Source organism: Ruegeria sp. AF2 (assembly GCF_056542025.1).
In genome coordinates this window covers 449,925-465,662 of record NZ_JBQFZC010000002.1, presented here as the reverse complement: position 1 = coordinate 465,662, position 15,738 = coordinate 449,925, and the positions used below count along the sequence as shown (strand labels likewise).

12 protein-coding genes are annotated in these 15,738 nt (G+C 55.3%); 7 read left to right on the top strand and 5 right to left on the bottom strand.

The annotated features are described in order from the left end of the window. Window positions 1–146: 146 nt before the first annotated feature. From ACR0NM_RS09810 to ACR0NM_RS09800, 3 genes are read left to right on the top strand one after another with little or no spacing between them, the layout of a single operon-like run. Complete coding sequence (locus tag ACR0NM_RS09810) at window positions 147–329, top strand: hypothetical protein (RefSeq protein ID WP_480614396.1); 183 nt, start codon at window positions 147–149, stop codon at window positions 327–329. After that, entirely contained in the window at window positions 326–2,458 is a 2,133-nt protein-coding gene (locus tag ACR0NM_RS09805; RefSeq protein WP_480614393.1) for a type I secretion system permease/ATPase, read from the top strand. Before ACR0NM_RS09810 ends, ACR0NM_RS09805 begins: the two co-directional genes overlap by 4 nt. Then, window positions 2,442–3,752: an HlyD family type I secretion periplasmic adaptor subunit gene (locus ACR0NM_RS09800; RefSeq protein ID WP_170596152.1), complete on the top strand. Its 1,311-nt coding sequence runs from the start codon at window positions 2,442–2,444 to the stop codon at window positions 3,750–3,752. Before ACR0NM_RS09805 ends, ACR0NM_RS09800 begins: the two co-directional genes overlap by 17 nt. A gap of 74 nt (window positions 3,753–3,826) precedes the next feature. Here the strand turns inward: ACR0NM_RS09800 and ACR0NM_RS09795 are convergent, their stop codons facing one another. The 4 genes from ACR0NM_RS09795 to aspT are packed head-to-tail and all read right to left on the bottom strand — an operon-like array spanning window position 3,827 to window position 9,806. Next, window positions 3,827–4,528 carry a response regulator transcription factor gene (locus ACR0NM_RS09795; RefSeq protein ID WP_170394537.1) on the bottom strand — a complete coding sequence of 234 codons (702 nt, stop codon included), beginning with the start codon at window positions 4,526–4,528 and terminating at the stop codon, window positions 3,827–3,829. Then, entirely contained in the window at window positions 4,529–6,430 is a 1,902-nt protein-coding gene (locus tag ACR0NM_RS09790; RefSeq protein ID WP_480614389.1) for a PAS-domain containing protein, read from the bottom strand. 55 nt (window positions 6,431–6,485) lie between these two features. Further along, the gene (locus ACR0NM_RS09785) at window positions 6,486–8,102 is read right to left on the bottom strand and encodes a bifunctional aspartate transaminase/aspartate 4-decarboxylase (RefSeq protein WP_480614387.1); all 1,617 of its coding nucleotides are present in this window, start codon (window positions 8,100–8,102) and stop codon (window positions 6,486–6,488) included. Window positions 8,103–8,120: 18 nt separating this feature from the next. Further along, complete coding sequence (gene aspT, locus ACR0NM_RS09780; protein WP_170407834.1) at window positions 8,121–9,806, bottom strand: aspartate-alanine antiporter; 1,686 nt, start codon at window positions 9,804–9,806, stop codon at window positions 8,121–8,123. 396 nt (window positions 9,807–10,202) lie between these two features. Here aspT and ACR0NM_RS09775 point away from each other — a divergent pair, with 396 nt between their 5' ends. Genes ACR0NM_RS09775 through ACR0NM_RS09760 form a run of 4 tightly spaced genes read left to right on the top strand, consistent with a single transcriptional unit; the run spans window position 10,203 to window position 14,119 of the window. Then, a complete protein-coding gene (locus ACR0NM_RS09775; RefSeq protein ID WP_170511940.1) occupies window positions 10,203–11,327 on the top strand; it encodes an ABC transporter permease in 1,125 nt (374 codons plus the stop codon). Window position 11,328: 1 nt separating this feature from the next. Beyond that, window positions 11,329–12,144, top strand: coding sequence for an ABC transporter ATP-binding protein (locus ACR0NM_RS09770; protein WP_170422811.1), 816 nt, complete (start codon window positions 11,329–11,331; stop codon window positions 12,142–12,144). Window positions 12,145–12,149: 5 nt separating this feature from the next. Continuing rightward, window positions 12,150–13,466 carry an MlaD family protein gene (locus ACR0NM_RS09765; protein ID WP_170394518.1) on the top strand — a complete coding sequence of 439 codons (1,317 nt, stop codon included), beginning with the start codon at window positions 12,150–12,152 and terminating at the stop codon, window positions 13,464–13,466. Then, complete coding sequence (locus tag ACR0NM_RS09760) at window positions 13,463–14,119, top strand: ABC-type transport auxiliary lipoprotein family protein (RefSeq protein WP_170407827.1); 657 nt, start codon at window positions 13,463–13,465, stop codon at window positions 14,117–14,119. The genes ACR0NM_RS09765 and ACR0NM_RS09760 overlap by 4 nt, the downstream gene beginning before the upstream one ends. Window positions 14,120–14,125: 6 nt before the next feature. On the opposite strand, the gene ACR0NM_RS09755 is transcribed toward ACR0NM_RS09760, so the two are convergent. Beyond that, window positions 14,126–15,706: an FMN-binding glutamate synthase family protein gene (locus ACR0NM_RS09755; RefSeq protein WP_170635839.1), complete on the bottom strand. Its 1,581-nt coding sequence runs from the start codon at window positions 15,704–15,706 to the stop codon at window positions 14,126–14,128. Window positions 15,707–15,738: the final 32 nt, after the last annotated feature.

Below are 15,738 nucleotides of genomic sequence, written 5' to 3'. Positions count from 1 at the left end.
GGACAATCCAAGCTTACCAGAATGCCGCTGGCGGTGCATTTTTGGCTCAGGCCTTATTGGGGTTGATAGCTCGGCCCGTACAGACGAACTCCAATAGTAGTGAAGTGCCGTCTTGCTTGCGGGTATCAAACGGTCATGAATCTAGAATGGGTGTATTGACCGCGAAATCCCGAGTGTCGGGTAAGAAACGCAACTACATGCAGCTACAGGAACGGCTGATTCTGGCAGAACAGAACTTCGCTTTGGCCAATTACGCCTCATTGAGCCTAACTGAGAACATTCTGGATTTTCCGGGGTTCACGATGGACACGCTGGATAAGTCGCTATGAATGTTGATCGTGCAACTCTGACCGAACTGGAAGCTTGCTTGTTGAATGTCGCGGCGACACTTGAGCGACCGTTGACAGTGGCAGCACTGAACGCCTGCCAATCTGGTGATACAGGTGAGTTGACCGTGCGCGATGCGATGCACGCGGCACAACAAGCAGGCCTGCAGGTCGGGTTTGGTGCGCGAAAGCTGTCGGCATTTGATACAACGCTGGCACCTGCGATCTTGTTGTTGGAAGGCGATCGCGCCGTTGTGTACCACGGGCGCACGCGCAATGGCGATCTATTGCTTTACGACCCCGCTTTGGATGACGGTATCGGAGAGGTTCCCGAAAGCGGCGTGGGCGAAGTCTACACGGGCTATGCATTGTTGTTTCGACCCTTGCACCGCGACGAGGTTAACGCAGATCAAGCGGATCAGCGGGGTCATTGGTTCTGGTCGGCACTTTCCGCAAACCGCTGGTCTTACGTTCAGGTGGCGCTGGCTGCGGCGATGGCAAACGTTCTGGGGCTTACGACCTCAGTCTTTATCATGATCGTCTACGACCGGGTTTTGCCCAACGAGGCGACCGAGTCGCTGATAGCTTTGACGCTTGGCGTGGGGTTGGCGCTTCTTTTTGACTTCGCGCTGAAGCTCCTTCGCGCGGGGTTCATAGATCGCGCCGGCCAGAATGCTGACATGTCCATGGGACGGCGAGTATTTGACCAGGTGCTGAATATTCGCATGTCGTCCCGAACGGGCTCAACGGGTGCAATGGCCAGTACCATCCGCGAATTCGAAACTTTGCGTGAATTCTTCACTTCTGCCACACTCGTCGCTGTCGTAGACTTGCCATTCATCGCGGTATTCATATTCGCGATCTATATGGTGGGCGGCCCGCTGGCGCTTGTTCCAGCACTCGCTGTACCAGTCGTTCTTCTCAGCGGACTGGCTGTTCAACCGATCCTGTCGCGTCTTGCTGAACAAAGTTTTGCAGACGGACAATCCAAGCAATCTGTTCTGGTTGAGGCTGTATCAGGCTTGGAAACCATCAAGACAACCGCCGCCAGTCGGCAGATGCGAATGCGGTGGGAAGGTGCAATTGCACGCCAGTCAAACTACGGATCACGCAGCAGGGCCGTTACTCAATTTGCCCTGAACCTAACTGGATTTACTCAGCAGGCCGCGCAAGTTCTTATCGTCTTTTATGGTGTATTTCTGATCACGGATGGCCAGACGAGCATGGGGGCACTTGTTGCGTCGGTGATGCTGACCGGCCGTGCCCTGGCACCGCTGGGACAATTGGCGCAAACCCTGACACGTGTCAATCAGGCACGCAGTGCCTACCGCAATCTGGACACGTTAATGCAGGCGAGCAATGAGCGGCCTGAAGGCAAATCTTGGATCAGCAGATCCGAGTTTTCCGGGCGGATAACGTTTAACAATGTTCATTTCGCATATCCTGATCAAACGGAAGACGCGATGAAAGGTGTTTCATTTACAATCGAACCCGGTGAAAAAGTCGCTGTCCTGGGCCAGATTGGGTCGGGCAAGAGTACGATTGCGCGACTGCTGTTGGGCCTCTACCAACCGCGCGTGGGCTCGGTGATGTTGGACGGGCTGGACATTCGCCAGATTGATCCCGGCGACTTGCGGCGAAATATTGGTTCAGTCTTGCAAGACATCTGGCTGTTTTCCGGTACCGTCCGGGAAAACATTGCCAGCGGGTCGGTGCGCCCGCGTGATGATGAACTGATCCGTGCAGGGCGCATTGCAGGTGTCGAAGATTTTATCGCGCGGCACCCACGGGGCTATGATCAGCCTGTAGCCGAACGAGGAGAAGGATTGTCAGGTGGTCAAAGGCAGGCGATTGCATTGGCCCGGGCGCTTATCGGGCATCCTCCTGTCCTGCTGCTGGATGAGCCTACGAGTGCGATGGACGTCAAATCCGAATCCGAAATTATACGCCGCCTTTATAAGACCACGCCAGATACCACGATGATCATTGTGACGCACCGAACCAGCCTGCTGGAACTGGTTGATCGGGTCATAGTGATTGAGGATGGCAAAATTGCGATGGATGGACCCAAAAACATCCTGACGCAGACAGTTCGCAAACCCGGGAGGCATCTGAATGTCGCGGCATCCTGATCTGGAAAGCCTCGCCTGTGAAATGCGTGGCGGGTCACCGCTGCGGGGATCATTGCTGCTGCTCCTGATACTCAGTTGTTTGATAAGCGCCGTCGCCTGGGCTCATTTAACTGAACTCGACGATGTCGTGAGGGCAGATGGGCGTATCGTGCCATCCGGCGATATTCAGGTGATCGAAGCGACCGAACCCGGTGTTTTGCGGTCCGTTCACGTGCGCGAGGGTCTGGTGGTTGAGGCTGGTACATTGCTGATGGAGCTGAATACTACTCAGATCGAACGAGAGTTGAGCCAAGAGCAACAGCGTGCCTTTGGTTTGATGGCCCGCGCACAACGACTACGTGCCGAAATCGATGGGGCTGAGCTTGAGTTCGACGACGATCTTCTGACTGGCGCGCCAGATGTCGTGCGGTCGGAGACTGCGCTGTACCACGGTCGGCAAGCAGAACTTGAAGCTGAGATTGCAATTCTCTCTCGACAGCGCGAACAGCGGCAACGCGAGTACGAAGAGGGATTGGTTGACCAGGTCACGTCAACCGAGACCCTGAATGTTTTGGCCGATGAGCGCGCTATGATGGTGCCGTTGGTCGAACAGAAGATGGAACCGGCAACAACCCTTTTGGCCCTGCGCCGTAGCGAGGCGGAATGGAAAGGCCGCAAGGTCAGAGCAGAGGCGATGATCAACCGGTTGAAGGCCGGGCTGGATGAAGTGGATGACAAGGTCCGCGCGACGCGCAGTCGGTTTCGTAGTGCCGCACTAACTGATCTGGCTTTGGTTTCGGCAGAGCTTGCCGCCTTGCAACCTGCCCTGCCCTCTTTGCGTGACCGTGCGTCTCGCGCGCTGATCCGGGCCCCCGTACGGGGTGTCGTAAACCGGATTCACCGGACGACGATCGGCGGGATGGCCCGAAGCGGTGAGGAACTGATTGAGATTGTTCCGTTGGACGACAGATTGTTGGTGGAAGCCTATGTCCGGCCCAAGGACATCGCCTTCCTGCACCCAGAGCAAAAGGTCAAAATCAAGATCACGGCCTACGATTTTTCGCGGTACGGCAGTCTGGATGGTGAGATCGTTCGAATCGGTGCCGACACCATCACTCGCTCGGAACGAAGTGAAGAAGAGGTTTTCGTCGTCGAAATTCAGACGTCAGACACGATGTTGGATGCGGGTGGTACAGCGGTTGAAATCATCCCAGGAATGATCGCTCAGGTCGATATTCTGTCAGGCCGAAAGTCAGTTCTGGATTATCTGATCCAACCTGTTCTGAAGATAAAAGACGAGGCGCTGCGCGATTGAAGAGAACGACAGATGGGCAGCAGATAGCAAAGCACCAGCCGATAGACATCTTAGGCGTCGGGGGGGACCGACGACTAAGACCAGGTCACGTCACCAAGAAAGATATATCCCGCACCATATATCGTTTTAATAAGGCGCGGGTTTTTGGGATCTTCGCCCAGCTTCGTTCGCAAGCGGGAAATCCGAACATCCATAGCGCGGTCAAAGCTGTCACCTGCCCCGCCACCCAACATGTCCTGCATGCGCGCGCGGCTGATCAGGCGTTTGGGACTTTCAAGAAACAATCGCAGAACCTCACCTTCGGCATGACTGAAAGGTGTCTCGACGCCATCGGCATTGATCAAGACATATCGATCAAACTGTGCGGTCCAACCATTGAATTCGGCTATGTCTGAATTCGGCGTTGCTGGTCCAGTAGAGCGTAGCCGAGCGCGCACCCGAGCAATTACTTCGGCTGGATCAAATGGTTTGGTGATGTAATCATCTGCGCCAAGCTCCAATCCCGTTACCCGGTCCTGCACCTGAGCGCGGCCTGATATGATGATGACGGCAGCACCTTGCTCAAGCGCAAGTTTGTGCACAAGTGCAAGTCCATCAGTATCCGGCAATGATAAATCCACCAAACACAGATCCGGAGTGACCCTTTTCAGCGAAGCTTCAAATTCACGGGCACGTGAAAAGCTTTGAGTTTGAAACCCGGCATCTTCCAGCGCTTCCGTTAGGATACGGCGGATTTCAGGTTCGTCATCGAGAATGGTCACCAAAGGTTGTGTCATTCAGGCGGCCTCGGTTCGGATCAACGCCGACAATTGCGACGATGTGAATGGTTTGCTTAGGACAGGTGCACGGGTCAATGCCTGATGATGTAGCGGGTCATTTAGCGGCAGCGACGTCATCAGTATACAGGGCAACGCACCATTCAGGCGGTCGACAATGTCGATCCCAGTGCCTTCGCCCTCCAGCTTAATATCTGATAGAACCAGCGCGATATCACCGATTTCCGACGTCAAGGTCAAAGCTTCATCGACCGAGCTTGCCTCGATCACCGAACACCCCAAATCGACCAGCATATCCCGGAACTGACTGCGCAGGTCATCGCTGTCTTCAACCAACAATACGAGACCCGCTTGCGCGGACGGGGCAGGACGGTAGGGCAAACGTATCACGACCGAAGCACCAGAAGGCGTGTTGCGCAAATTAAGGTCACCGCCCGCCAGCTTTACCGTGTCGTAGACCATTGGAAGTCCCAACCCCGAGCCATCGCTGCCTTTGGTGGAAAAGAATGGGTTTAACGCCTTCTTTAATGCTTCCCCGGTAAACCCCGGGCCAGTGTCCGACACCGTGATCTCAACCCATATTGTCCCGATTGCATGCGCAGTGATCGTGATCTGGCCCGATGTGCCGCAAGCATCCCGCGCATTCAGAACCAGGTTCAGCAGTGCATCCTGAACCATGCCGGGATCTAGCATCAGCGCCTTGTCGGGTAGAGTATTGACCACCGACAACCCCATGCCCCGCGGCAAGGACGGGGTGGCAAGGATTCGCAAATCTTCAAGTAAACCGCGCATATCCGTCGCCTGAGGTTGAGGCGTGCGATTGCCGGTCATGTCTGCGATGCGATTCAGCAATTGCCCCCCGCGTCGGGCAGTTTGTTGCGTAGCCGTGACTAGCTGATCGGCTTCCTCGGGCAGATTCATCCTCTCTAATCGCGCCTGCATGCCCAGAATGATGGTCAGCAAATTAGAAAAGTCATGGGCAAGCCCGCTTGTCATCTGCGCCGCCATGGCTCTGCGCCGCGTTTGCTGAAGGGCGACACGGGCTTGAGTTTCTTCGGTGATATCCACCGACATGACATAAACACCACCCGCTTTATCCGGGGTGAATGATACCCGAATGCGGCGTGAATCCTGATCTTCGGTAAACTCGAAAACCGAAGGTTGGCCTCCATAGGCCTGTTCCAGATGTGGCTTTACCCGGTCATAGGCAGATGACCCCAAAGCCTTTGAAATATGAAGGCCCAGAATGTCAGACGGACGGCCGGGCATGACCGAACTGAGGCGGCGGTTTGAGTAATCGTATCGTCCATCGGCATCCAGATGCGCGATATGAGCCGGCATCATCTCGGTCGTCATCCGCGTACGGGCCTCGATCTCGGTCAGTTGACGCTTGGCTTCTTCCAGCGCGGTGATGGTTGCGGCCAGTTTGCGGTTTGTTGCAGAAAGCTCTTCGGCATGGCTCAGAAGTTGGCCAGACAGTTCTTCTGAACGGGCGCGCAGCAAATCTTCTACCCGCTTCGTGCGAGTTATGTCGGTATAGACGGCCACCCAACCCCCATTGGGCAAAGGTGCACCTTCAACCGAGATCACCTGACCATTGGGCCGGGTGCGCTCCATATAATGCGGCTCAAACGCGAGGGCCTGTGAAACGCGTAGCTCGACCATCTCGTCAACATCGCCGACCGAACCGTATTCCCCGCGGCTAGCGAGAAAATAAATTGTGTCGCGAAACAGAGCCCCCGGCTCGACAAGTTCGTTTGGCAGGTCGAACATTTCCTGAAACCGCAGGTTGCTGACAACGAGACGCAATTGGCTGTCATAAATTGACAGCGCCTGACCGATCAGGTTCAGGCCAGCCGTGGTCATCGCCTTGATGCGCTGTTCGGAAATGTCCAAATTCATCCTCCCCTGCGCCCATGGGTATCACCAGTTCAGGCGCAGGTGTAGGGAGATTTACCTATCCGTGCAGCGGCAAATTGTTTGCGGCACGGTAGGCTTGAACATAGCCGCGTGCCACTGATCGAACGGCTGTACCAATCTGCGAATAAGCCTCGTCCGGCAGGTTGGCAAAGGACACACGGGCCGACCATCCGGGCGCATCAAATCCGCTGCCGTTCAGCAAAACGATGCCATAGTCTTCGGCCAGCTTGAACGCGATATCCAATGGATGAACATTCTGCTTGATCCAAGCCACGACATCTTCACCGACATATTTTCGCAACCAGTATTCGAAATCGATGATGCCGTAATAGGCGTCGTAATGCTCACCTGCCTGCACCTCGATGCCCATCGCTTCGGTCAGCAGTTTGAAACGGCGATGAACCAACTCCATACAGGCGGTCTGATAGATCTTCTTGCTGTCGACCAACTCACTGAGTGAAAACAGTGTCATCATCACCTGCTGCGGCAGCGACAGGCCCGCCGTGTGGTTCAAAGCCACATCGCGGCTATCGGCCACAAGCCGGTCGATAAAGCGAATGTCGCGCGGTGTCAGGCTAAGCGTGCCATAGCGCTTGTCCAGGGCCTGTTTGATCTCATCCGGGTGATCCGCCAGTTTCAGATCGAAGATGTTGTCTTGCGCGACAGCAATCACGCCAAGACGCCAGCCGGTGCAGCCAAAGTACTTGGAATAGGAATACACCCCGATCGTGTTGCGTGGCAGATGGCCCATGACCGAGGTAAAATCATGCACAAAGGTGCCGTAGACATCATCCGTCAACACGATCAGATCGGGACGGTGGTTTTCCACCAAATCCGCCAGTTTGCGCAGTGATGCGGTGCTTAGTGCAACCGAAGACGGATTGCCCGGGTTGACCAGAAAGAACGCCTTTACCTTGGGATCTTTCAGCTTTTCCACTGCGGCATCCGTCAGTTGGAAGCCGTCTTCCTCGTCGGTTTCCACATGGACGGATTCAAGGCTGTAATCCTCAAGCTCTGGCATTTCCAGATAGGGGGTGAAGATCGGTGTACACAACGCGATCGTATCACCCGGGTTCAGCAGCCGATTGGCTTTGAGAGACTTGAAGATATAACACATCGCCGCCGTGCCGCCTTCGACTGCGAACAGATCGAACTGAGCGTCAGGCCGGTGACCTCGGCACATGGACCACATCAGGTATTCATGGGCAATGGTGGCATTGTGTTTCAGGATGCGGTCAGGCACCGGATAGTTATCACCGATGATCGAATCCGTCAGTTCATGCACAAACTCGTCCGCATCGAAATCAAATGCGGATATGGCATGCGCCACGACCTCAAGCAGCGTATCGACGCCCGGCGTGTCGGAATGATCAGACGCCCAGCTCTGCAGCCGTCCATGGCAACCTTTCTGCGCCGGCATTCCGCCTAAACCAGCGGGGTGGTCCATCACACGTTTGGATTCAGTTATGGCAAATTGACCAAGGGCAAAGAACGCCTCACGCGGACGGGTGGCAACCCAGTTAGGATTGCCGCGCCCCGCGTTCAGGAAAGCGCTATTGGCCTTACGCGCCTCGGCCGAGGCCAGTTTGATCAGCTCATCCTTGATCTGAAACGGGCTGAGTGCTTCGTAATCGTGCAGCGCTACTCTATCCATAACGTGAACCTCTCCAAATCAGCTTAGGATCAAAACAACGACCATCCCGAAGATGGTCAATAGTGTATTTCCGATCGCATACGGCATTCCGTAGCCAAGCGCCGGGATGCGACTTTGCGCGGCTTCCTGGATCATACCCAACGCGGCAGTGGTGGTGCGTGCGCCTGCGCAGGCACCAAACAGAATAGCCGGGTGGAACTTGAATACGTAATGCCCGACGTAAACTGCAAAGATCATTGGTAGCGAAGTCGCGACGATTCCCCATAGCAGCAGCGCAATACCGGCCTGTTGCAGTCCCGCGACAAATCCCGGCCCTGCGGTGATCCCTATCACCGCGATAAAGACGTTCAGGCCCAGCGTGTTCATCAACCACAGTGCCGGCCCCGGGATGCGCCCAAAGGTCGGGTGCACCGTACGCAGCCAACCCAGCACCAGCCCAGCCAGCAGCGCGCCTCCGGTAGTGGAAAGGCTGATCGGGAAACCACCCATCATGACTGACAATGTTCCAATGATGCCGCCGATGAAAATCCCCCAGCCTACAAAGGCCAGATCCGTGGTGTCTACCGGGCGGTCGGCATAGCCAATCTGGGCAACTGCGGCCTCGACATGCCGCTTGCTGCCCTGAATTGTGACGATGTCACCACGATGCACGACTGTCCCGGGTAGCAGCGGCAAATCCTGCATGTTTCGCATCAGTTTCGAGACATAAATGCCCCGCGCGATCGACAGTTTGCTTAGCTCTTCAAGCGTCTTGTTATGAACCTCTTTGCTTGTGATCAGCACATCCAGTTTTTCCGACGGTATGCTCAGCAGATCAGGCGCGTCAGCTTCTGTAAGATTGGTCTCAAGCAAACTCACCAGATCAGCGCGGCGGCCTGAGAACATCACAACATCTCCGGCCTGCAATACGGTGTTATCATCTACCTCTATGATCTTCCCGTCGCGTCTCAGGCGTTCGGCATAGATGCGGATACCGGGCATCAGATCTTTGACCGGTTGCCCTAGCAAATCGCTACCTTCTGGGATCTCAAAGGCCCGCGCCTCGATCGCGCGATATGCCGAGACGATGCCATCACCGGTTTCAACCGACGTCGTGCCACCCAGCTTAGCCTCATATTCCTTGCAGGCCGCGACCAGATCGACGCCAATCAGACGCGGGCCGATCTTGGCCAGAATGATGGCCGACCCGATTGTGCCGTAAATATAGGTCACCGCATAGGCAATCGGAATCTGGTTCGCATAGGTTTTGGCCTGTTCCGCCGACAGGCCCAGCTGGCCGATTTGGTCGGTGGCAACACCGATCGCCGCTGAAATCGTCTGCGATCCGGCATAAAGCCCCGCGGCATAGCCAAGTTCCAGACCCGCGACCTTGGCTGCGATGATCGGGATTACAAGGCAAAGTGCGAGCACGCTGAGCGCAAAGAACACCTCGCGCGCGCCGTCTGCTTTCAGGCCGCGGATGAACTGAGGTCCGACACCGTAGCCCACAGCAAAGATGAACAAGATGAAGAAAGTCGATTTGACCGCCGAGTCGATTTCAATCTGGGCCTGCCCGATCACCACCGCCGCCAACAACGTTGCCGTGACCGTGCCCAGACTGAACCCCATCAGTTTCCAGGGACCAACGAGAAAGCCGATACCGATGGACAGGAACACCGCCAATTCAGGGTAGTTTTGAAGAATATGCACCAGCCAATCGACCATCAATCACCTCTCAATCCGCGCCTGACAGGCATTTGAGGCAAAAGCCGGAGACAAGGTGAAGAAGCGCCCAATTGGCCCACTTGCTGCCCGACCAAGCCGCCTGTTCGAACACACAACCGCAACAGGAAAACTTCGGCTTCACGATACCTTACAAAGGACATTTGTCTATAATTATCTGAATATTAATAGTTCTGCTTGTCCGCCCTCATTCAGAACACCCCGACTGAGCCTGCGCCACAATGCAAACACGCGAAACGCATGGCTCGCCCGCTCTGCCTGCTCCAGAACCGGAACCATGGGCTTCACTGTCGCTCTACCGCAATGCGCGGGTGCAAAATCCTGAGGGGTTCGAACAAATCCATTGCAGCGACCCGGTGTTTGCCATCACATACCGCTATGACACGGCCGACGATTATTTCCGAGACCAGCGCAACCGGCGTTTGTATCCGCCTTGCCGGAGATCTGCGCACTCAATCGTTGGATCGTGTCGAAGCGGGTTTTGCTGCCCAAAAGCCCAACGGCCAAGATGTCATTGTGGACATGTCGCAGGTGGAATCACTGGATACCGGAGGGGCCTGGCTAGTCGCCAATCTGGTGCAGCGGATGGGAAGCGAGGGCGCTCAGGTCCAGCTCGAAGGGTTGGCCCCTGCGCATTCGTCATTGATCGAAACAGTATCGCACAACATATCCGAGGTTACAGGAGAAGAACTGCCGCCGCATGGCTTTGTGAATTGGGTTGCCCGGATTGGGCAAAAAACTTTGGGCGCCTGGCAGGACACATTATCAATCATCGGCTTTCTTGGCCTTACTCTGCATCGATTGGTCCGGACTCTGATCATGCCATGGCGACTGCGTCGTGCTGCCTTGGTGTCACAGATGGAGCAAGTCGGCTTCAAGGCGCTGCCGATTGTGTCCTTGATGGGTTTCCTGATCGGCGTCGTTCTGGCCTTTCAGGGCGCGACGCAGTTGAAACAGTTCGGGGCTGAGATCTTTGTTGTCGAATTGATCTCCATCTCGATCCTGCGTGAGCTTGGTATCCTGCTGACAGCAATCATCGTCGCAGGTCGCTCCGGGTCGGCTTTTACGGCTTCGATTGGCTCGATGAAGGTGCAGGAAGAGATTGATGCGATGCGCACCCTGGGGTTGGATCCGATTGAAGTTCTGGTCATTCCCCGTGTTCTGGCGCTGTTGATCATGTTGCCCATTCTTGGCTTTGTTGCCGATATGGCTGGCCTGATCGGCGGAGCGTTGATGAGTTGGATTGACCTCGGTGTCAGCCCTGGCATGTTCCTGACCCGGTTGAAGGAAAATACCGGCGTCGCACAACTTGCCGTCGGGATGATCAAGGCACCGTTCTTTGCACTGGTGATCGGTGTCATTGCCTGCTGGCAGGCTATGCAGGTCAAAGGTTCATCCGAAAGCGTTGGTCAGCGGACGACAGCCTCGGTCGTGCAATCGATCTTTATGGTCATCGCCATCGACGCCCTGTTTTCGATCTTCTTCTCAGAGTTGGGGATCTGACATGGATGGAGCCGCGCTTCAGGACAAGCCCCAATCCGACGCGAAACGCGAGGCCGTTATTCGTGTGCGCAATTTAACCAACCAGTTCGGCGAGCAAGTGGTCCACGACAACCTCAACCTCGATGTCTGGCGCGGTGAAGTGCTGGGTGTTGTCGGTGGATCGGGCACTGGGAAGTCCGTGCTTTTGCGTACGATCGTCGGGCTGAACAAGCCCAAGTCGGGAAGTATTGAGGTTCTTGGCGTCGATGTTCTTAACGGCCCCGAAGAAGAACGTCAGCGGATCGAAAGAAGCTGGGGTGTGGCATTTCAGGACGGTGCGCTGTTTTCCTCACTGACTGTATTGCAGAACGTGATGGCGCCTCTGCGCGAGCACACGGGTATCAGTGAAAAATTGATGGCCGCACTGGGTGGTCTGAAGATCAGTCTTGTTGGCTTGCCTCAACTAAGTTGTAGCAAGTTCCCTTCGGAACTGTCCGGCGGAATGCGTAAACGCGCCGCGTTGGCCCGCGCCCTGTCGCTGGACCCTGAAATCGTTTTTCTGGACGAACCAACTGCCGGGTTGGACCCGATCGGGGCCGCCGCATATGATGACCTGATCGGGGAACTTCAGCACACGTTGGGGCTGACCGTGTTCATGGTAACGCATGATCTGGACAGCCTTTATGCCATATGTGATCGCGTCGCGGTACTTGCGGAAAAACGCGTGCTGGTTGAAGGTCCGATAGAAGAGATGACCAAGGTCGACCATCCTTGGGTTCAGGAATATTTCACAGGCCCCCGCGCCCGTGCGGCACAACAGAAGGGGCAGGACAGGTAGAGGCGATGGAGACCCGAGCGAATTACATCCTGATCGGTGCGTTCACCCTGGCGGGCATCCTTGGTGCCTTCGGGTTCTTCCTGTGGCTCGCCAAATTCGAAGTGACCCGGCAATACGCCTATTATGATGTGTTGTTCGACAATGTCTCGGGCCTGTCGGCTGCAGGTGGCGTAAATTACAACGGCTTGCCTGTGGGTCAGGTGGTTTCCCTGGACTTGGACAAAGATGACCCGTCAAAGGTGCGAGTGCGGCTTGAGGTTGATGCCGACATTCCTGTTACCAAAGAAACCATCGCACAGTTGCAATCTCTGGGTGTGACAGGGGTTGCTTATGTTGAGCTTTCCGGAGGGTCTCCAACCGCAGAAAGGCTGGCCCAGAATAGTGTCATCCCAAGCAAGCGCAGTTCGATTCAATCCTTGCTTGAGGGTGCGCCAGAGGTTCTGGAAAAGGCGGTCACCCTGCTGGAGAACCTCAATTCGGTTGTTGATGACAAAAACCGAAAGGCGGTGTCGGATATCCTGAACAATCTGGCAGAAGCGTCGGGCAAGCTGGATAAAACTCTGACGGATTTCCAGTCGCTCTCGTCCGATTTGGGCGGTGCGGCCAAAGACGTTGGAGAATTTACCAAGAGACTGGATACGTTGGCGAATACGGCCGAGACGACGTTGAGCACAGGAACGGACACGCTGAAGAGCATCAAAGAAACCTCAGAATCCGCCAAAACAACGCTAGAGACTGCAAATAACGCCATTGCCAGTGCTGAAAGCGTGATTCAGGAGGATATCCGGCCCTTTATCGAACGCGGGTCAATTCTGGCCGAAAGGCTTACTCGGCTGTCAGACGAAGGCAGCGTTACGCTTGAGGTAATCAGCGAAACTGTTCTGAATGCAAACACCACCCTTGAATCGGTTACATCGACTATGGATTCAGCCAAAGGGGCGCTCGATTCAGCAGAGAGGGCGTTTGACTCGGCAAACCGCGTGATGGACGAGGATATCTCACCTGTCGCTGAAGATGTGAGTAAGGCGGCTAATCAGGTTGCGGAAACCGTCTCGAACATCACCGAAAAGATTGACAAGATTTCCGACGATGTTCTCAGCGCCTCCCAATCGGCGTCGGATCTGCTGGGAACCATCGACGGGATCGTTCAGGACAACCGCCGTCAGGTTTCGGACTTCTTGCGCGTTGGGTTGCCTCAGTTCATCCGGTTCATCGAGGAATCACAACGTCTGGTCATCAGTCTGGATAGATTGGTCGACAAGGTCGAACGCGACCCGGCCCGCTTTTTGTTAGGCACCCAAGCATCGGAGTTTCGTCAATGATACGGCCCTTAATATTGACTCTGGTTTTGGCCGCTTTGACGGGCTGCACGGGCTTGGGCACGCTGCGGCAGGCTTCTAAGCCCAATGATTTGTATTTGCTGACACCCAAAAGCACGTTCTCGTCATCGCTGCCGCGTATCCAAAAACAGATCGTTGTCGAAGAGCCCACAGCGACGGCGGCCGTGAACACCGATCAGATCGCCGTGCAGCCCACCTTGCTTCAGGTTCAGTATCTGCCGCGGGCCCGATGGGTGGATCGCGCGCCGTTAATTGTGCAGGCGCTGATGGTAGAAAGTTACGAAAATTCGGGCAAGGTCGCGGCCGTAGGACGTTCGACCGTAGGCCTGAGAGCGGACTATGTGATCGCGCCTGATCTGCGCGAATTTCAGGGCATCGTCATCAGCGAAACCGAAGACACGAAGACGGTCCGCGTAGAAGTGCGCATCAATATCAAGATTATCGATGAGTATGAGGACAAGATCATCGCTTCAAGCTCATTCCAGGAAGCAGTGCTGGCGACCAGCGATAAAACACCCGAACTGGTTGAGGCCTTTGATATCGCCTTGGGCAAGACAATGCGGGATGCCGTGGAATGGAGTATCCGCAAAATCCATACGCATACGCTCAATAACCCGCGATCAAGACCTAGCTAGTGGTCGCTAGAACTGGCTTGCTGAGGCGACTTGCCAGTCAGCGGCGAACTCTTCGGGGATGGTCTTGCCCAACAAAGAGCCGTCATCCAGAAAGCTGTATAGCTCGGCATAAGACCGCTCTCGTTCATCCGCATTTCGGCGCCGGATGTCGGCAGGGCGCAGGTCGGAAACTTTTGCTTTGCCCATAGCCCCTAATATCTCGCGGAAGCTTTCAAGCGTCGCGTCATGAAACCGATGCACGCGCTGTCGTTTCTGTGGCACATTCACTGCCCGCCCACGGATCGGATCTTGCGTCGCTACCCCCGAGGGGCACCTGTTGGTGTTGCAATGCAGCGCCTGAATGCACCCCACCGCAAACATCATCGCCCGCGCCGCGTTACACATATCCGCACCCAAAGCGAATTTCTCGACCATATCGAACCCAGTGGCCACTTTGCCCGAACAGATCACCCGCACCTTGTCGCGGACCCCGATACCGCGCAGACAGTTGTTTACAAATATCAGTGCCTCGTTGAGCGGCATCCCCAATCGGTTGGTGAACTCGACCGGGGCAGCGCCAGTGCCCCCTTCCGCGCCGTCCACCGTGATGAAGTCAGGCAGAATCTCAGTTTCCAACATCGCTTTGCAAATCGCCATAAACTCGGATCGACGACCGATGCACAGTTTGAAGCCTACGGGCTTGCCACCTGACATCTCTCGCAGATGCTGAACGAAATGCATCAATCCAGTTGGTCCATCAAAGGCCGAATGAATAGGTGGGGAAATCACATCCTGATGTACTGGAACCCCACGAATCTCGGCGATTTCTTCATCCACCTTTGCTGCCGGTAGGACCCCGCCATGAGACGGCTTCGCCCCTTGCGACAATTTGATCTCGATCGCTTTGACGACATCTTTCTTGGCCTTTTCGGCAAACAGGTCCTTATCGAACCCACCATCAGGCGTGCGGCATCCAAAATATCCTGTTCCGATTTGCCAGATGATGTCTCCACCTTCTGCCAGATGGTGGGGGGACAGTCCGCCTTCGCCCGTGTTATGCGCAAAACCCCCATCTTTTGCACCGCCATTCAAAGCACGGATTGCGTTGGCGCTGAGTGCACCGAAACTCATTGCTGATACGTTCAGACGCGACGCATTGTAGGGTTTGTCGCACTGAGGGCCGCCCAGTATCACCCGTTCTTCGCTCTCTTCAACGTGCTTGGGGGATAGCGAGTGATCAGCGCGGTGATAACCTACCGTCATGATATCGTACTGAGTGCCAAACGCCTGAGTATCCACCTGCCCCTTGGCGCGGGAATAGACCAGACTGCGGATGATCCGATTATAGGGCCGCCCGCTTTCATTGGTTTCAACGAAATACTGCCGGATTTCAGGGCTGACAAACTCCAACATATATCGGAAGTGACCCAGTACCGGGTAGTTGTTCAGCACATTATGCTTTGTTGTCAGCATATCGTAGAGACCGACAACCGCATAGGGGATCAGTATGATCAGCAACCAGTGGGCGGGTGGCCAGAAAAAACCCCAAAGCAAAGTCAAAGGCAAGCAGACATAGCTGAGGAAATAGTAAAGCCTGCGAACAATCATTTCCTATCTCCCTGAGTAGCGCTGTGACAGCG